This is a genomic window from Candidatus Accumulibacter sp. ACC012 (genome assembly GCF_907163155.1).
Classification (GTDB): Bacteria; Pseudomonadota; Gammaproteobacteria; order Burkholderiales; family Rhodocyclaceae; genus Accumulibacter; species Accumulibacter delftensis.
Map to the genome: position 1 here is coordinate 14,096 of NZ_CAJQUC010000018.1, position 17,331 is coordinate 31,426.

The 17,331-nt window shown below is 61.8% G+C and carries 15 protein-coding genes; 3 read left to right on the forward strand and 12 right to left on the reverse strand.

What is annotated here, in order from left to right:
- Nucleotides 1–26: 26 nt before the first annotated feature.
- The 7 genes from QZ648_RS17215 to QZ648_RS17245 all read right to left on the reverse strand — a co-directional run bounded on the left by QZ648_RS17215 (nucleotide 27) and on the right by QZ648_RS17245 (nucleotide 7,221).
- A complete protein-coding gene (locus tag QZ648_RS17215) occupies nucleotides 27–1,271 on the reverse strand; it encodes a heme biosynthesis HemY N-terminal domain-containing protein (protein WP_169065506.1) in 1,245 nt (414 codons plus the stop codon).
- Nucleotides 1,268–2,740 (reverse strand): uroporphyrinogen-III C-methyltransferase, encoded by a 1,473-nt coding sequence (locus QZ648_RS17220; RefSeq protein WP_291997781.1) that lies wholly within the window; start codon nucleotides 2,738–2,740, stop codon nucleotides 1,268–1,270. The genes QZ648_RS17215 and QZ648_RS17220 overlap by 4 nt, the downstream gene beginning before the upstream one ends.
- On the reverse strand, nucleotides 2,737–3,510 hold the full coding sequence (locus tag QZ648_RS17225; protein ID WP_291997782.1) for a uroporphyrinogen-III synthase: 774 nt from the start codon (nucleotides 3,508–3,510) through the stop codon (nucleotides 2,737–2,739). Before QZ648_RS17225 ends, QZ648_RS17220 begins: the two co-directional genes overlap by 4 nt.
- Entirely contained in the window at nucleotides 3,507–4,454 is a 948-nt protein-coding gene (gene hemC / locus QZ648_RS17230) for a hydroxymethylbilane synthase (RefSeq protein WP_291997783.1), read from the reverse strand. The genes QZ648_RS17225 and hemC overlap by 4 nt, the downstream gene beginning before the upstream one ends.
- Nucleotides 4,455–4,645: 191 nt before the next feature.
- Nucleotides 4,646–5,320 (reverse strand): c-type cytochrome, encoded by a 675-nt coding sequence (locus QZ648_RS17235; RefSeq protein WP_291997784.1) that lies wholly within the window; start codon nucleotides 5,318–5,320, stop codon nucleotides 4,646–4,648.
- Nucleotides 5,321–5,401: 81 nt separating this feature from the next.
- Nucleotides 5,402–6,184 (reverse strand): LytTR family DNA-binding domain-containing protein, encoded by a 783-nt coding sequence (locus tag QZ648_RS17240; RefSeq protein ID WP_169065511.1) that lies wholly within the window; start codon nucleotides 6,182–6,184, stop codon nucleotides 5,402–5,404.
- Nucleotides 6,181–7,221 (reverse strand): histidine kinase, encoded by a 1,041-nt coding sequence (locus tag QZ648_RS17245; RefSeq protein WP_291997785.1) that lies wholly within the window; start codon nucleotides 7,219–7,221, stop codon nucleotides 6,181–6,183. The genes QZ648_RS17240 and QZ648_RS17245 overlap by 4 nt, the downstream gene beginning before the upstream one ends.
- A 61-nt stretch (nucleotides 7,222–7,282) precedes the next feature.
- Here QZ648_RS17245 and argH point away from each other — a divergent pair, with 61 nt between their 5' ends.
- The 3 genes from argH (at nucleotide 7,283) to QZ648_RS17260 (ending at nucleotide 10,558) form a co-directional block, all read left to right on the forward strand.
- Nucleotides 7,283–8,668 carry an argininosuccinate lyase gene (gene argH / locus QZ648_RS17250; RefSeq protein ID WP_169065512.1) on the forward strand — a complete coding sequence of 462 codons (1,386 nt, stop codon included), beginning with the start codon at nucleotides 7,283–7,285 and terminating at the stop codon, nucleotides 8,666–8,668.
- Between the two features lie 20 nt (nucleotides 8,669–8,688).
- Nucleotides 8,689–9,975 carry a serine/threonine-protein kinase gene (locus QZ648_RS17255; RefSeq protein WP_169065513.1) on the forward strand — a complete coding sequence of 429 codons (1,287 nt, stop codon included), beginning with the start codon at nucleotides 8,689–8,691 and terminating at the stop codon, nucleotides 9,973–9,975.
- A gap of 217 nt (nucleotides 9,976–10,192) precedes the next feature.
- Complete coding sequence (locus QZ648_RS17260; protein ID WP_211203637.1) at nucleotides 10,193–10,558, forward strand: carboxymuconolactone decarboxylase family protein; 366 nt, start codon at nucleotides 10,193–10,195, stop codon at nucleotides 10,556–10,558.
- Nucleotides 10,559–10,648: 90 nt separating this feature from the next.
- Here QZ648_RS17260 and grxD read toward each other — a convergent pair whose 3' ends face one another.
- From grxD to QZ648_RS17285, 5 genes are all read right to left on the reverse strand, one after another.
- Entirely contained in the window at nucleotides 10,649–10,972 is a 324-nt protein-coding gene (gene grxD / locus QZ648_RS17265; protein ID WP_169065514.1) for a Grx4 family monothiol glutaredoxin, read from the reverse strand.
- A 74-nt stretch (nucleotides 10,973–11,046) separates the two neighbouring features.
- Nucleotides 11,047–11,871 carry a peptide chain release factor N(5)-glutamine methyltransferase gene (gene prmC / locus QZ648_RS17270; RefSeq protein ID WP_291997786.1) on the reverse strand — a complete coding sequence of 275 codons (825 nt, stop codon included), beginning with the start codon at nucleotides 11,869–11,871 and terminating at the stop codon, nucleotides 11,047–11,049.
- Between the two features lie 84 nt (nucleotides 11,872–11,955).
- Nucleotides 11,956–13,038, reverse strand: coding sequence for a peptide chain release factor 1 (gene prfA / locus QZ648_RS17275; protein ID WP_291997787.1), 1,083 nt, complete (start codon nucleotides 13,036–13,038; stop codon nucleotides 11,956–11,958).
- 80 nt (nucleotides 13,039–13,118) lie between these two features.
- A complete protein-coding gene (hemA, locus tag QZ648_RS17280) occupies nucleotides 13,119–14,381 on the reverse strand; it encodes a glutamyl-tRNA reductase (protein ID WP_291997788.1) in 1,263 nt (420 codons plus the stop codon).
- Nucleotides 14,382–14,502: 121 nt separating this feature from the next.
- Nucleotides 14,503–17,295, reverse strand: coding sequence for an EAL domain-containing protein (locus QZ648_RS17285; RefSeq protein ID WP_169065518.1), 2,793 nt, complete (start codon nucleotides 17,293–17,295; stop codon nucleotides 14,503–14,505).
- Nucleotides 17,296–17,331: the final 36 nt, after the last annotated feature.

A 17,331-nucleotide genomic window follows, 5' to 3' on the forward strand; every position in this document is an offset into this window, starting at 1 on the left:
CCTTCTCCCGCTGCGGGAGAAGGGACTTAGCCGGGCAATCGAGGTACTGACTGTGACTGCTGAGCTGAGCTGACCGCCAGTCGAAGCAGCGGCGTCGCAGGGCGCAGGGCGACCTGCTCGGCAGCTGCCCGGTAGTGCGGCATGGCCTCATCCCAGCGTTCGGTCTGTTCGAAGAGGCGGGCGAGTTCCAGCCTGACCGCGCGCTGATCGACCAGCGATAGCGAAGCCTCGAGGTAGATTTGCGCCTTGCCCCACAAGCGCTGCTGCAAGCACAGGCGGCCCAAAGTGAGTAGTAGTTGTGCGTCCTCGGGATGCTGCGGCAGCCATTTCTCGGCGCGCGCAATACAGGAGGTCAGGTCGCGGCCCCGCACCTGGCCATAGAGTTGTATCAGATCCGAATCCCACTGCGTGTCGAGTTGCTTCTCGATCATCCGCTGCGCCTCATCGTCAACCCCGTGTTCGAGCAAGGCTTGGCAAGAGGTTTGCGTCAGCCGCAGGCTACGTTCCTTGGCCGGAATAGCGCGCAGGTAGGCCAGCAATTGGCCCTCGTCCGCCGCCTGCTGCTGGCGGATGGTTTCCTGATGTGCCTGGGTCTTTATTTCCTGCACCAGTTCAGGCGGCAAAGCGTCGCGCTTCTCGAGTACGCGCGCCAGTTTCAGGACCTCCGGCCAGTTTCCGCAACCCTGCTGGGCACGCAGTTCAAGGCGCAGTGCTGCGATGTGCCGACCAGAGATGTTCTGCAGCGCCTGCAACACGCTTACGGCCTCACCGTATTGCTCATGGTCAATGGCCATCTCTGCTTCCAGCATCAGCCGTGCAGGGTCGAGACGCGGGTTGTTAACGCGACCGAGCCACTCCTGCTCTTTCTCGGGTTCGCGCAGACCATGCGCCGCTCGCGCTGCCAACAGCGCTGCCAAGCCCGGATCCTGCCCGGCAGCGTAGGCCTCACCGGCTTTCTTCAAGGCCTGCGTGAAACGCCCTTCTAAAAGCAGGCGAATGGCCTCGTGAAAAGACGCCGTGGCTTTCTCACGACGGCGACGCGCGCGATAGCCAGAAACCCGACTTGGCAGGGAGAGCGTCAGGCCAATGGTGCGCAGCACCAAGAACAGCAGTACGAAGGCGAGAACAAAGAGGATGATCGCCAGACTGAGGGCGACCTCAATACGATACGGTGGTACGATCAGCAGCACATAGCCGTCGTTGACCCGTGCTGTCAGCGAAACGCCGACAGCCATGGCAGCAAGTGCCAGTAGCCAAAGTAGTCCTCTCACTGGCGCTCCTGACCAAGCTTGACGGTCTTGACTGCAGACCTGCTTTCGTTAAGCGTCGGCATCTCGATGTTGATCTCGGTGGCGATGAGCTGTTCGAGATTGGCTTGCGCGGTCTGCAACGAGGCAGCGCTGGAATCGAAATAGCGATTCATCCACGCCTGAGCATGCTTGAGCTCGTTCTGGAAAGTCCATTGATCACGGGCCAGCAGAGCGAGGCGAGCATTCAGCAAACGCAACTTGAGATTTTCGCGCAGAAAGAACGCCTGACCGGGCGTCAGCAAGGCCGGCTCATCGCGGTCAAAACGCTGGATGCGGACCAGGGATTTCACTTCGCCCCAGACCTCGCGGCCCAACCGCTGCCACAGCTCGGCGCTGACCAGTTTCTGCCAGAAGTCGACACTGGTCAGCGCAGGCCATTCGGCAGGCACTGGCGCTGGGGCGGCCTGCGCGGCATCTTTCGCGTCGTCGCCATGCGCCGGGGAACGCCCATCGACGGCCAGAGGAATCGTATCGAGCGCATTGATGACGCTTTCCAGGCGCAAGCTCATGGCCGCAACATCGATCTGCGGCAAGGCGCGCAGAAGTTCGAGATCGCTGCTCAAAACCTTGCGCAGACTGACGAACTGTGGTCGGCTGCTTGCCGCCAAACGGGTTTCGGCACTTTGCAGGGCGAGGACGGCGGCCTGCACATTACCTGCCAGCTGCAACTGCTGAGCAGCCAGGGTCAGGCTTTGCTCGACCTCGGCCAGCGCCAACTCATCCCGGCTGCGAGCCACATCCTGGTATAACTTCTCGAGCATCGCCTGCTGGCTCTGCGATTCGCCAACCTTCGCCTCAAGCGCAGCGAGGCGCCCGAGGAGGCCAGCCATCTGATCGCTCGCCCCCTTGGACAGGGCGCGGACTTCCGCGCCACTCGAATCGCTATCGGCCAGGCGGCGAGCCAACTCCTGCTGCGTATCGGCCATCTTCTGCCGGGTTTCGAACCACTGCCAGGCCACCAGACCAAGGACTATCAGCACCACCAGCAACCAGGGATTGCGCCAGTCAGGCGACTGCTGACTCGCCGCGGCCGGATTAGCCGCTGGCCCGCTTGCCGCCGGCTGCTCGCTAGCAACTGACGCACCGTCAGACACCGGCTCACTAGCCACGGCTGGCGTCGCTGCAGGATCCTCGACAGCGGCGGGTGTCGCTGCGGCGGGGGTGGAGCCATCGAGCGTTGCCTGCGCGTCCGGCAAGGGCTTCTGTTGGGCCAGGGGCTCGGCTTCCGATGCCGCTTGTTCGGCCTCCGGCAAGGAGTCCTTTTCGGGCAGCGGATCCGTCTCCGGCCGCTGCTCACTCGCGGGGAAAGACTCGCTTTCCAGCGATGTCCGAGAACCCGGCGGCGGCTCGTCTGCTGGCGGCTTGCCAGCCGACTCAGCGGCAGCCTGCTCGGGGAGTGAAGACCTTGGGTCGATTTTTTCTTTCATCATGACCGCCAATTATATACGTTCAGAGCAGCAATGATCCCAGCATCTGCCGGTTCGGTCAGAATCACCCGCTGCAAACCAAGTTTCCGCGCCAGCTCGGCAATTCGTGGGTGTGGCACGAACACCGGAGTAGTGCGCAGAGACGCACGCGCGGGGGCGTCGAGCAGGTCGACCAGGTTACGCAACCCCTCGCTGGATGAAACTGTGAGCGCGTCAAGCTGCTCGCTGCGCCACAGCGCTTCAAGCACTGCCGCGCTGTCGGGCGCGGAGCGCTGATAACAACTTACATAGTCGACCTCGGCCCCGCGTTCTCGCAAGCGGTCGGCAAGTAACTCACGACCGCCGTTGCCGCGAAAGATCACTACCCGTTTCCCGGCAACGCAGGGTCGCTGCAATGCCGGAAGTTCGAGCAAGGCTTCGGAGTCGAAGCGTTCAAGAGGCGCCAGCGTATTCTCGATCCCGTACGCCGCCAGCAAGGCGACGCTCCCCTGACCAATGGCCACTGCCTGCAAGTCGGCTGGCCAGCCGCGGGAAGAAAGGATCGCCGGAACACTGTACTCGACAGCATTCGGGCTGATGAAGACAGCCAGTGCATAAGCATCAAGCTGTGCGATCGCCACGCGCAACGGTTCCAGCTCGTCAGTCGGCGCGATATCGAGCAATGGGAAAAGCAGCGGCTCTCCGCCCTCTTTGGCAATCCAGGCGGCCAGCCGGGGTGCTTGCGCACGTGGCCGCGTAACGACGATTCTCTTGCCGCACAGAGCCCCGGTCATTGGCCTGCCGAAAGCTGGTCAAGAATGGCGCCAGCGCCCTGGTCGCGCAAGCTCTGCGCCAAGCCACGGCCAACCGACTCGCTGTCCTCCGGAGCGCCACGCAGCTCACCCGCAAGCAGCTGCCTACCGTCCGGAGTAGCGACGAAGCCACGCAGCCACAGCTGACCGTTTTCAAGCATCGCATGCGCGGCCAGCGGGATCTGGCAACTGCCGCCCAGCGCGCGTGAAAAGGCACGCTCCGCGAGCACACACTGAGCCACTGCCGGATCGTTGAGCGGCGCCACCAAGGCGATCAGGTCCGCGCGCTGCGCTGGCACCTCGATACCGAGGACGCCTTGCCCCGGTGCCGGCAAGGACTGCTCCGGGGTCAACAGCGACGCAATTCTGCCAGCCAGACCAAGTCGAATCAGGCCCGCGGCGGCGAGGATTATGGCGTCGTACTCACCTGCATCAAGCTTGCGCAGGCGCGTATCAAGATTGCCGCGCAGGCTTCTGATGACCAGTTCGGGGTAGCGAGCGCGCAGGCTCGCTTCACGGCGCAGGCTCGAGGTGCCGATCACGGCCTTGGCCGGCAGGTCGTCAAGGTCGGCAAATCGATTGCAAACAAAGGCGTCGCACGGATTCTCACGCGACGAAATGGCGCCCAGAACGAAGCCATCTGGCAGGTCCATCGGCAGGTCCTTCATCGAATGCACGGCGAGATCGGCCTGACCGTTATGCATCGCCACTTCGAGCTCTTTGATGAACAAGCCCTTGCCACCGATTGCCGACAGCGGGCGATCGAGGATCTGGTCGCCGCGAGTGGTCATGCCCAGGATCTCGACTTTTCGCTGTGGGTATAATTCGGCAAGACGCCCGCGCACATGCTCCGCTTGCCACATGGCAAGCCGCGACTCGCGCGAGGCAATGACAATACGCGACTGATCTGGATTTGCAGAGTTCAAGGCAGGTTTCCGGTAAGCGCGCTGCCAACCTCGCCAGACAGCCGGTGCGCGAGGGTGGCATCACCCCAAAGGCATCTTGATCAGGGGACGATTCTAACATGCTTGGCGTGCACGCTTGCCCCGGCAGTTAAGTCGTTTTCTCGACGCTCGCACCGCCGAGGAAACCCGGCTGCGCTGACTGGCGGTGACTCCTACTGCTCGGCTACCTGCAGAGTCGTCAAATAGGCCAGGACGTCCTGGATATCGCTGGCCTTAAGGGTGTACAAGACTCCCTTCTTCGCACCTTCTTCGTCGTGCGGGCGATCCGCCGCGAGGTAGGCGGCGATCTGCTTCTGCAGATAGTTCGTATACTGACCCACCAGCATCGGGAACATGCCGCGCCCCTGCCCGGTCTTGCCATGACAGACGGCGCAGTTTTTCTGGTACACCGCCTTGCCGTTTTCGATATTACCGGCGGCACGGGGGACGATCATCACCTTCTCCATCGCCAGCAGCCGCGCCAGTGCGTCATCGCTGTCCTTGAAAACCGGCGGCCGTGTCGGCAGTTCGATCTGCGCCAGATAAGCGGCGACCAACTTCATGTCTTCATCATCGAGTTCGCGCGCCCGCGTGTACGGATACATCGGCAGGTTGATTCGCGACTGACTCTGGAAGGCCTTCAACTGCTGCTCCGCGTATTTCGCCGACTGGCCGGCAATGCGTGGGTACTCGCCTTGCTTGCCGCCAGCCCCGAAAGGGCCATGGCAGGCAGCGCACGGGCCATAAACTTCCTTCGCACGTTCCAGATCGAGCGCCGCAGCGGGTAGGACGACGGCCCCTCCGAGCAGGATACAGAAAAATTTTCTCAAGCCTTGAGCGTACTTCATGAAGACCTCGTCGGGTGGCAGCGGGGATTATAGGAAAACCGTCACCGGCCACCTTGATGAGTGTCAAGAAGCGACCGCCGATCAGGAGCTGAGCCGGCGCGCGTAGGACTTGAGCAAGGGCCACTGCCGGCGACTGACCGGCAGCCGCTCGGGAACGTCGCGCAGAATAGCCTGCCATTGCGTCTCGGCGTCGTCGCCAGTGCCACTCTTCTCGAAGCCGGCAATCGCCTCCCGCGCCGCCAGCACACCGCGATGCAGACGGATGAATTGTGCACCGAATTCCTGTTCAAGATGGGTCAGCGACTCGTCAAGCAGGAATTCGCGCTCACCGGTACGTGCCGTGACGTACTTCAGGTCAGCCCGAAAGTACACGATGTCGGCAACCGCAATCAGCAACAGCCGGCCGCGTTCATGGCAGGAAAGATGACTGCGCGCTCCCGGTGGCAGTTGCTCGAGCAAGGCCGAAGGCAGCGGGTGGCGGTGAACTTTTCGCAGCGCCTCCAGCAGACGCAGGGCGCGCACCGGCTTCACCAGATAGTCGACGGCGTTAAGCTCGAAGGCCTGTACCGCGTAGGCGTCATAGGCCGTCACAAAAATTACCGCCGGCGGGTGTTCAAGCCGAGACAGGTGAGCTGCGAGTTCAATGCCGTCCATTTTCGGCATGCGGATATCGACCAGCGCCACATCAACCCGCAGACCCTCGATGGCAGCCAGGGCACGCAGGCCGTTGTCGGCTTCGGCGACGATCACATGCGGCAGTTCCGGAGCGATATCGGCCAGCAAATCACGCAAACGCGCCAGCGCTGGCGCCTCATCGTCGCAAATAAGCAGCAACAGCGGAGAAGCGAGCGCAGGCGCATTCATCGCCGCTGCGCCCGACAAGGCAGGAGGATACGTACCCGATACTGGTGTCGGCCATCACCCAGCGCTACCGCATTGGTCTCGAGTCGCGCTTCAAGGTCATAGTACAGCGCCAGGCGCTCGCGGATATTGTCCAGCGCCATGTGGCTGCCGCGCGGTTTCTCGGCACCGGCTGCGCAGGGGTTGACGATATCGAGCTGCAAGGCATCAGCGCGGCGCACCAGGCGAATGCGAATAGTGCCTGGATCGCCCAAGGGCTCAATGCCGTGATAAACAGCGTTCTCCAGCAGCGGTTGCACCATCAATGGCGGCACTTTCAGGTCCAGTGGCAGATTCGGCGCGATGTCCCATTCGACGTGCAAGCGCTCGGCGAGACGCAATTTTTCGAGAGCCAGATACTGCCGGCACAGGGCGAGTTCGTCGGCCAGCGGCACTAACTCGCGATGATCACGCATCAGCACGCGAAAAAGATCGGCCAGTTCCTCAAGCGCCGCCTCGGCGCGTCGCGGGTCGGCGCGAATCAGCGAAAGCACCGCATTCAGGCTATTGAACAGGAAATGCGGCCGGATGCGCGCACTCAGCGCCTGTAATCGCGCCTCGACGAGCGCCGGCGATAAAGCCCCGGCGCGCAAGGCAAAGTAGGCAAGCATGAACCCGGCTGCCAGCGCAGCCAGCAGGCCCGCCCTGAGCAGAGCCTGGCCACCACCAGCATCGGCGAAGATCAGGTGACTCCACAGCGCCGACAATACGATCGCCGAAGCGGCTGCGAGCAGCAACACCAGCGTGCGCCCAATCCAGGTGGGTGCGCGCTGGAGGCTGTTGCCGAGAACTGCCAGTAACGCCAGATTGAAGAGCAGCAAGGGCTGCACCCAGGCCGCCATGTCGATGAAGTGCTGCAGGCTGTCCTGCACACCCTGGCTCTTAACCAGTGCAGCAGCCAGCGCCAGCAGGTTCACGCCGAGCAGAATTCGCAACATGACTCCGGAATTCCGGAAATCCGGTAGCGGCTGGCCGGCCAGGTTTTGCTTTATACTTGCCATCACTCGAAGTGGCGCCTGTCCAAGGTTCTACGAGAGATTCTAGCCCAGGAACCCCTCCCGCATGAACCCATCGGATTCTTCCCAATACACTTGGGCCGGCCGCTTCTCCGAGCCGATGTCCGACCTCGTCAAGCGCTATACGGCCTCGGTGAATTTCGACCGCCGCATGTGGCGCCAGGATATTCGCGCCTCGGTCGCGCACGCGACCATGCTCGCCAGACAGGAAATCATCAGTGCCGGAGACCTCGCCGATATCGAGCGCGGCATGGCACAGGTGGGCCGCGAGATCGAGAACGGCAGCTTTGTCTGGTCGCTCGACCTCGAAGACGTCCATCTGAACATCGAGAAGCGCCTGACGGCCCTCGTTGGCGACGCCGGCAAGCGCCTGCATACCGGTCGCTCGCGGAACGACCAGGTAGCGACCGACATTCGCCTGTACCTGCGTGACGCGATCGATGAGTTATTGCCACTGCTGCGTCAGTTCCAGACCAGCCTGCTAAACTTGGCTGAGAAGGAAGCGGCCACGCCGCTTCCCGGCTTCACTCATCTCCAGGTCGCCCAGCCGGTCACTTTCGGCCATCACCTGCTCGCCTATTTCGAGATGATGCAGCGTGATGCCGAACGCTTCAGCGACTGCCGTCGCCGTACCAACCGTCTGCCCCTGGGTGCAGCGGCGCTGGCCGGCACCACCTATCCGATCGACCGCCATTTCGTCGCCGAACTGCTGGGCTTCGACGGTGTTTGCGAAAACTCGCTCGATGCGGTTTCCGACCGCGACTTTGCGATCGAATTCTGCGCCGCCTGCGCGATGTTGATGATGCACCTGTCGCGCCTGTCCGAAGAACTGGTGCTGTGGATGAACCCGCGCTTCGGCTTCATCAGGATCGCAGATCGCTTCTGTACCGGCAGTTCGATCATGCCGCAGAAGAAGAATCCCGACGTTCCGGAATTGGCGCGTGGCAAGACCGGCCGCGTGTACGGTCACCTGACGGCCTTGCTGACCCTGATGAAGGGCCAGCCTCTGGCCTACAACAAGGACAACCAGGAAGATAAGGAACCGCTGTTCGACGCCATCGACACGGTCAGCGACACCTTATGCATTTTTGCCGAGATGATTGCCGGCATCACCGTCAATCCTGAAAAAATGCGCGACGCCCTGGCCGAAGGTTTCGCTACCGCCACCGACCTCGCCGACTTCCTGACCCGCAAGGGCCTGCCTTTCCGCGACGCCCACGCAACCGTCGGCCTGGCAGTACGTCGCGCGGAGGAACTGGGTGTCGACTTGGCCCAACTCCCGCTCGCCGAGTTGCAAAGCTTCTCACCGCTGCTTGACGAGGAAGTCTTTGCGGTGCTGACCATCGACGGTTCGCTGGCCGCGCGCGCGCATATCGGCGGCACAGCGCCGGAGCAGGTGCTGGCAGCCATTTCCCGCGCCCGTCGCGGCTAGGTCCGCCGTAGCCTCCGGCAATGGAAAAGATCGGCAAATACGAGCTGATCCGCGAAGTCGGCCACGGGGCCACGTCTACCGTTTATCTGGGCAGCGACGCGTTTACCCAGCGCGAAGTGGCGGTCAAGGTCGCCTTTCCCGGCATCCTGAAAGACCCCAAGCGGGGCAGACTCTACACCCATTTGTTCCTCAACGAAGCGGCACTGATCGGCAAGCTGTCGCACCCACACATCGTCCAGACCTATGACGCCGTCGTGGACGACCACCTCTGCTACATTGTCATGGAATTCGTCGCCGGCGGCACCCTGGAAACGGTCTGCGCGCCCGGCCAGCTGCTGTCGGTCGAACGCATCGTCGAGATCATTTTCAAGTGCACCCGGGCACTCGACTTCGCCTTCCAGGCAGGCATCATCCACCGCGACATCAAGCCGGCGAATATCCTGTTCACCTGCACCGACCCCAACGAAGGCGACATCAAGATCTCGGATTTCGGCGCCGCGATCATCGGCTCACCCGATCGCACGCTGGTGCAGGGAATAGGCTCACCCGCCTACATGTCGCCGCAACAGGTAAAAGAGCAGGCGCTCGATCAGCGGACCGACATCTACTCGCTGGGTGTCGTCATGTATCAGCTGCTGACCGGTCAATTGCCTTTTCAGGCGCGCAACAGTTACGACATGATCTACCAGATCATCAACGCTGAACCACGCCGGCCTTCGACGCTGCGCCGAGAGGTCCCGCCGGCGCTCGACGCTATCGTTGCCCGCGCGATGAGCAAGCGACTCGATACTCGCTACGCTAGCTGGCAAGAATTTGCGCAGGATTTGGCACAGGCCTTTCGCGCACGGCAAGCGAAAGTGCCCGCCGACGAGATCGCCGATCTCGAGAAGTTCGATACCCTGCGTGGCTTCCCATTCTTTGCCGATTTTTCTGACGTCGAGATGTGGGAGATAGTGCGCTTCTCGCAGTGGAGCCGCGCTTCGCCCGGCACACTGGTCATGCGCGACGGCGACCTCGGAGACTTCTTCTGCTTCCTGGCCGAAGGCGAGTTGAAAGTGCTCAAGAGTGGCTTGATCCTGGATATGCTGACGGCCGGCGACTGCTTCGGCGAAATGGCCGTCATTGGCAAATCAAACTGCACACGCGTCGCCGATGTCGTCGCCCTGACAGAAGCCAAGCTGGTGCGGATTACTGCCCGCTCATTGCGGTCGTCTTCGGAAGCCTGCCGAGTACACTTCTATCAGTCTTTTCTGGCGGTCCTCAGCGAGCGCCTGACGTCCGCGAACACGCGCCTGGTAAGCTTCTGAAGGGGCCTCGCCCGAGGCGAGGTAGAGCCCCAAGAGCCAGGACCCAGGGCAGCAAGGAGCAGCCCCGCGTGGTGGCACGGCAGTGGTCTATCACTCATTGGCGTCGCCGCTGTTGCGCTGCTCCGATCCCGTACCGAGCGAAGCACCGGAAACTGGTTGCCAAAGAAAGCTCCGTCACGGTATGTTAGCGTTTTCTGATAAACGGAGAGAAACGCTGATGAGCAAATCTTTCGGCACCATTACCAACGATGTTTCCAACGCCATCGGAAGCCTGCGTCGGGACATCCCGGAGACCATCCAGGGCTTCAATGCGCTGGCCAAGGCGTCCCTTTCGCCAGGCGTGCTTTCGGCGCTGGATAAAGAACTCATCGCCTTGGCGATCGGGGTCTCCAGCCGCTGCGATGCCTGCATCGGCTTTCATGTCAAGGCGCTGATTCGCCTGGGTGTCAGTCGTGAGCAACTCATGGAAACGCTTGCCGTCTGCACCTACATGGGCGGTGGCCCGGCACTGATGTACGCCGCCGAAGCCGTAAGGGCCTACGAAGAATTGAGCGTCCGCAAGTCGGCAACGGCCAGCGCTTGAGAAAGGCCACCGCAGCGACGCGCTACGGTGGCCTGGCGTGCGCAGCACCTTGGCGGCGCGCGCCGCCCGAGCGACTAGAAGCCTTGGTGATCAGGCCGGATCAACCAGACCTTCAAGAAGCTTCTGTAACTCACCGTCTTCGTACATCTCACGCATGATGTCGCTGCCGCCGACAAACTCGCCGCGCACGTAGAGCTGCGGAATCGTTGGCCAGTTGGCGTAGGACTTGATACCGCTACGGATTTCCGGGTTCTCGAGTACGTTCACGCTGAGGTAGCTGGACACTCCGCAGGCCTTGAGGATTTGCACCGTTACCGACGAGAAGCCACATTGCGGCGCCTGCGGCGTCCCCTTCATGTAGAGGACCACGGGGTTGCTGGTTACCTGTTCTTTGATCAATTGCTGCGCATCCATCGTAAAACCTCTTAGTGACTAGTCGTTATGAAAAACAATCAACAGAGCAGTGTACCGGCTGGCGGCACCCAGCGTCAATCGAGTTGGCCACCACTAACGCGCTCAATCCCCGCCAGATCACGCCACGAATCGAGCTTGACCAGCCTTTGCTCAGCCAACAGCTGCCGTACCGCAGCGGCCTGGTCGTAGCCGTGCTCAACCAGCACGCAACCACCTGGCCGCAGATGCGCTGCCGCGCCGCCGATAATCGCACGCAGGCAAGCCAGGCCGTCACCACCGACCACCCCGTCCGTAAGCGCCATGCGTGGTTCGAAAGGCAAACCACTGTGCTGCAGGTGCGGATCCGCGTACGCGACATAGGGCGGGTTGGCGACGATCAGATCGAAACGACTTTCTCCGAGCGGCGCATACCAATCACCCAGTAGAAAACTGACCTCCACCGCGTGCCGTGCAGCATTGCCGCGGGCAACGGCAAGTGCTGCCGATGAAAAATCGACCGCCGTAACCGACGCCCCCCGGCATAGCCGAGCCAGAGTCACCGCAAGAACTCCGGAGCCGGTGCCGAGATCAAGTATCTGCGCGCGGGGCCAGGACTGCAGAAATTCGATTGCCACATCGATCAGGAGTTCCGTCTCCGGACGCGGAATCAGCACCGCTGGGGTGACGACAAACTCCAGGCCGTAGAAACCCGCGCTGCCAAGAAGATAGGCCAGTGGCTCACCTTCAGCACGGCGACTGAGCAAGGCATCAAGCCTCGCCAGCTGCTCTGCGGAGAGCATCCGCCTCGGGTGGGCGATCAGATCGGCGTGTGTACAGGCCGTTACGTGCTCAAGCAGCAGGCGCGCATCGAGGCGAGCAATGCGCTGGCAAGCCAAGCGCCACGCAGCGTCAAGCGTCATCGCGATCGGGGGTCGAGCCATAGCGACGAAGTGGTGAGCAACCGCCGCCCGCGCATTTTCCACTCTTCGCTGCGGCCAAGCGTCTCACTCGCTCTCGGCGAGCATCGCCAGCTGATCTGCCTGATACTCTGCCGCAAGCGCAGCCAGCAATTCGTCCAGGTCGCCGTCCATGATCGCTTCGATCTTGTACAGGGTCAGGTTGATGCGGTGGTCGGTGACTCGACCCTGCGGGAAATTGTAGGTGCGAATTCGCTCCGAGCGGTCACCGCTGCCGATCAGATCCCGGCGCGTCGACGCCATGTTCGCGTGCTGCTCACGCTCCTGCACGTCCCTGATGCGTGCCGCCAGGACCGATAAGGCCTGGGCCTTGTTCTTGTGTTGCGAACGATCATCCTGGCATTCGACGACGATCCCGGTCGGCAGGTGAGTAATCCGGACCGCCGAATCCGTCTTGTTGATGTGCTGTCCGCCGGCACCCGACGCGCGGTAGGTGTCGACGCGAATATCAGCCGGGTTGATCTGTACTTCCTCCAGAGCATCGGCCTCGGGCATCACCGCCACGGTACAGGCGGAAGTGTGAATGCGCCCCTGCGTTTCGGTGTCCGGGACGCGCTGCACGCGATGCGCACCGGACTCAAACTTGAAGCGCGAGTAAACGCCGTTACCGATGATTCGCGCGATCACCTCGCGGTAGCCACCGAGGTCCGAAACGCTGGCCGAAATGACTTCGACCTGCCAGCGCTGGCGTTCGGCGTAGCGCGCGTACATGCGGAAGAGGTTGCCGGCAAAGAGTGCGGATTCTTCGCCACCGGTGCCCGCGCGCAGCTCGAGAAAGACGTTGCGATCGTCCTTGGCGTCCTTGGGCAGCAGCAGTTTCTGCAGGTCTTCTTCGATCTGCGGCAGGCGCGCCCTAACCGTGGCCACTTCTGCTTCGGCCAATTCCTTCATTTCCGGATCGGCGAGCATCTCGATCGCCGACGACAGTTCGCCCTCGGCTTGTCGCCAGGTCTGGTAAAGAGCGACCACCGGGCCAATTTCGGCGTACTCGCACGACAGCTTGCGGAAGTCGTCCATGTCTTGGGTTGCTTCGCTGCTGGCCAACATGCGGCCAAGTTCGTCGAGGCGACCAGTCAGCTGTTCAAGTTTGTCGCGAATGCTCTGGTTCATGAGAAGGTCGCTTAAAGCGCGCCACGCTACGAAAAGGATTCCAGGGAATCCAGCGGTCTGGCGTTGGTTGCCGAAGTCGGCTACTCGCCGAAGCGGGAATCCGGATGGAGATGGAACAAGCGTCCGACCAGCGTCTGCAACTCGCCCTGGTCAGCGCTGGCCTGGTTCAAGGCCTGCGTTGGCGCATGCAGAAACTTGTTGGTCAGACGATGCGAGAAACGCTCGAGGACGCGGGCCGGGTCTTCGCCTTTGTCCAGCAGTTTCAGCGCGTGCTCCATCTCGTGGCGACGCGCACGGTCGGCAGCATCCCGCAGCGAACGAATGAGCGGCACTGTAGCACGCGTGGTCAGCCAGCGCAGGAAGCCCTCAACGCGTTCGCCAATGATCGACTCCGCGTCCACCACCGCTGCCTGGCGCGACTCGATACCCGATTCAACGACCTGCGCCAGATCATCGACCGTATACAAGAAAACGTCGTCCATTTCACCAACCTCGACCTCGATATCGCGCGGAACAGCCAGGTCGACCATGAACATCGGGCGATGACGGCGAATTTTGATCGCCCGCTCGACCATGCCCAAGCCGAGGATCGGCAGCGGACTAGCGGTGCACGAAACGACAATGTCGAACTGCGACAAGCGCTCAGCGATGTCCTCCAGCCTGATCGCCGTCCCGCCCAGACGACTGGCCAGCACCAGGCCGCGCTCGACCGTCCGGTTGGCGATGACCACCTGCTTCGGGCGCTGTGCCGAGAAATGCGTGGCGCACAGTTCGATCATCTCACCGGCGCCGATGAAGAGGATCTTCTGATCGGCGATACGTTCGAAGATCCGCTCACCCAAGCGCACGGCGGCAGCGGCCATAGAGACCACATTCGTCCCGATCGCCGTCGTCGACCGCACTTCCTTGGCCACCGCGAAGGAGTGCTGAAAGAGTTTGTGCAGCGTCGTACCAAGAGTGCCGGCCTCCTCGGCAACGCGTACCGCTTCCTTCATCTGGCCGAGAATCTGCGGCTCGCCGAGAACCATCGAATCCAGCCCACTGGCGACTCGAAAGACATGCCGTACGGCGTCGCGCTCGGGATAGGTGTAGAGGTAAGGCGCGATCTCATGGCGCGCCAAACGATGGTAGTCGGCGAGCCACTGCGTCGCCGCGTCAGAGACATCGCTCGCAACGTACAACTCGGTACGATTGCAGGTCGACAAGATCGCCGCCTCGTGGACCGCTTTGCAGTGCGCCAGGTCAGCCAGGGCCCGGGGCAGGCTTTCGGCATGAAACGCCATCTGCTCGCGAACCGAGAGTGGTGCTGTGTGGTGGTTGATACCAAGGGTGAACAGCGCCATGCTTGGGGGACGGTAGGCAATAGGAGTGGCAAGTCAGCAGGCGATTATAGCACCGCCGCCGAACGCCTCCCCGAGCGTGGGATTGTGCCGAAGCGTGCCGAACCCTGTGCAAGCTCGCTGCTCAGGTAATCTCCGGACCAGGCTTGCCGATGAAGTAGCCTTGCGCGTAGTCCACCCCGAAGGTGCGCAACATGTTCAGTGCGCGCTCGTCTTCCACGAACTCGGCCACCGTCTTCTTGCCAAAGCCGCGCGCGACCTCGGCGAGCGCCCGTACGAAGACCTGATCATCGGGGCTATCGACCAGGGTGCGGACAAAGGAGCCATCGATCTTGACGTAGTCCACAGGCAACTGCTTGACGTAGTTGAACGAAGAAAAGCCGACGCCAAAGTCGTCGAGCGAAAACGCGCAGCCGAGTTCTCGTACGGCGTTCATGAAGGCGCGTGCTTTGGAGAAGTCTGATACCGCCGCGGTTTCGGTGATTTCAAAGACTACATGGCTGGGCAGCAAGGCGCTACGCGAGAGCTCATCGCTAATGAACGACAGCAAGCGCGGATCATTGATGCTGATGCCCGACAGGTTGATCGAGAATTTGTAGTATTTTCCGACCGCAAACAGGCTCAACATCTTGCCGAAAACATCATGGATCACATAGCGATCGATTTCGCGTATCAGCCCGCTGTTCTCGGCGACTTCCATGAACATCCCAGGCGGAATCGGCGAGCCATCTTCTGCCCGCATGCGTACCAGAGCCTCGTAGTGGCTGACCTGGCGAGCGCGAATATCCAGGATCGGCTGGTAATGCACGATGAATCCGCGATCGCCCAGTGAGCGATTGATCATCTCCTCCCAGTGCAGACGGCTCTGCATCTTCTCCTGTACGCCCTCCCCGTCTGAATAGAGGTGCCAGCCAGCGCCGCCCTTGGACTTGGCCTGATACATCGCGATATCGGCATTGGCGAGAAGTTGCTTGACGTCCATCGTAGCCTCGGAAAAAACGACGATGCCGATGCTGGCCGAGACACGATGGCTCGCTCCCAGGCCGGGAAACTTGATCTCGGCGAGTCGCTTGTTGATCTTCTCGGCCACCTGGATGGCGCCGTCATGATCGCATACGTGCAGCAGGATGCCCAGTTCATCACCGCCCAGGCGGCCGAGCAGATCACCTCCGCGCGCCACCACATGGCCGACTTCGTCGGCAACCTTCCGCAAGAGCTCATCACCTGCCTGGTGTCCGTTCAGATCGTTCACGTACTTGAAGCCGTCGAGATCGAGATAGAGCAGCGCCCCGTCGCGCGCCGAATGGCGGGCGCTGGCCAGCGCCTGCTCGAGTTGATCCTGGAAATGCTGGCGATTCACCAGGCCGGTCAAGGGATCGCGCTCGCGCAAATCCTTGACACGCGACTCGGCGAGCTTGCGTTGGGACTCGGCGATCTTGCGCTTCGTGTGGTCGATTCCGACCGAGAGGATCATCACCACACCGCTTGCCCCGACAAGGCGTGAGTGGTTCCAGGTAATCTCGTAGGATTGGCCGTTCGAACTAGCCAGAATCGATTCCAGCTGCACGTGCTGACGTTCGCCGGCGGCAATTTCCTGGACGGCCTGCGCGATCGCCAGTTCCGAGGAACCATCCGGGCGCACCAGTTCGGAAAAGCGCTTGCCTGGCAGATCCTCCTCCCGCCACCCGGACATTTTTTGTCCGTGGGGGTTCAGCGTAAGAATCTCGCCATCGGTGGACTGCGTCAGGATAATCACGTGCGCGGTATCGAGCAGAAGCTTGCTGAAATCCCGCTCGATCGAGATATCCTGCAAATGGGCCGCGACGTCTTTCTCTAGGTTTTCCAGCCGATGCGACAGGTCAATCGCTGCCTTGTCGAGGCTGTCGATCTCGTCATCGACCAAACGCCGAGCGCGCGGCGCAATCCTCTCCCGCACCTCGGGAAAAGCGCTAAGCCCGAGCAATGGAATCGCACGCACCGCCCGGGTCATGCGTTGCAGGGGCGCGTGTACCAGCAGCGCCAACAACAACAGCGAGAAGAACGAAGCCGCCAACTCGCCCAGCAAGCGGTCCAGGACCGACTTGTCAATATCGGCACGCGCCTGGGTGAGATCGTCGACCACCACCAGCAGCGCTGACGACTGCGCGTCATCGCGGGCGTCAAGTGCCAGAAACGACAATTCGAACTCTCGGCCACCGTACAACAGCTTGCGCCATGCGCTCTCACCACGCAGCAGCGGCAGCGCCGTCAGCTGCTGCAACAAGGGCAGGTTGCGCTCGGCATTGCTCAAACCGATCACCTGCATGCCCAGAGCAGACAGGGCATTGTTGCCTGCCGGCATGGCGACCGGAACAAGAACGCCAAGATCAGCGCCGGACAAGCGGTGGAAAGAGACCACCACGTCGGCCAGAGAAGTACCCAAGAGCACCGCTCCGGCAACGCGACCGGCCACGAGGATCGGTGCCGCAGCAAACTGCGTGCACAGTTGCTCACAGCGCGTCCAGTGCATCGCCCGCTCCTGCACGATGACGTCGCGAACCTGGGCGTCCTGCTTCACCTCGACAAGTGCATTGGTGCGCCAGCTCGCCACGGGGGGACCACTTGGCCCGTAAACCTGCAGCGAGTCCAGCCCAAGATCGAGTTGCAGCACTGACCAGTAGCTGTCGAAGTGCTGTCGCAGTAGGGCATTGCCTGCTGGCGTCTGAAAAAGACCGACGCCGACCGAGTCCAGAGCGGCCAGCATGCCGGCCAGCGCCTGCAAGCGAAGTCCGAAGTCGGTACGCAATGCAAAGGCCTGTTCGACCAGGCGTTCTCTGGTCGCCGTCCGCTGCACTTCGAAGCGCGTCGTCAGGTCATGGAAGTGAAGCCACGACAGCGCACCGTTGACCGACAGCATCACCCCTCCCAGGATCAACAAGATCTTCCACCTCAGACTGAGGAAGCCGAAGGTGCT

Coding starts and splice junctions, on each gene's coding strand:
- QZ648_RS17220 (WP_291997781.1), bottom strand. CDS start 2,740: ATGATGAAAGAAAAAATCGACCCAAGGTCTTCACTCCCCGAGCAGGCT.
- QZ648_RS17225 (WP_291997782.1), bottom strand. CDS start 3,510: ATGACCGGGGCTCTGTGCGGCAAGAGAATCGTCGTTACGCGGCCACGT.
- QZ648_RS17235 (WP_291997784.1), bottom strand. CDS start 5,320: ATGAAGTACGCTCAAGGCTTGAGAAAATTTTTCTGTATCCTGCTCGGA.
- QZ648_RS17240 (WP_169065511.1), bottom strand. CDS start 6,184: ATGAATGCGCCTGCGCTCGCTTCTCCGCTGTTGCTGCTTATTTGCGAC.
- QZ648_RS17245 (WP_291997785.1), bottom strand. CDS start 7,221: ATGGCAAGTATAAAGCAAAACCTGGCCGGCCAGCCGCTACCGGATTTC.
- argH (WP_169065512.1), top strand. CDS start 7,283: ATGAACCCATCGGATTCTTCCCAATACACTTGGGCCGGCCGCTTCTCC.
- QZ648_RS17255 (WP_169065513.1), top strand. CDS start 8,689: ATGGAAAAGATCGGCAAATACGAGCTGATCCGCGAAGTCGGCCACGGG.
- QZ648_RS17260 (WP_211203637.1), top strand. CDS start 10,193: ATGAGCAAATCTTTCGGCACCATTACCAACGATGTTTCCAACGCCATC.
- grxD (WP_169065514.1), bottom strand. CDS start 10,972: ATGGATGCGCAGCAATTGATCAAAGAACAGGTAACCAGCAACCCCGTG.
- prmC (WP_291997786.1), bottom strand. CDS start 11,871: ATGACGCTTGACGCTGCGTGGCGCTTGGCTTGCCAGCGCATTGCTCGC.
- prfA (WP_291997787.1), bottom strand. CDS start 13,038: ATGAACCAGAGCATTCGCGACAAACTTGAACAGCTGACTGGTCGCCTC.
- hemA (WP_291997788.1), bottom strand. CDS start 14,381: ATGGCGCTGTTCACCCTTGGTATCAACCACCACACAGCACCACTCTCG.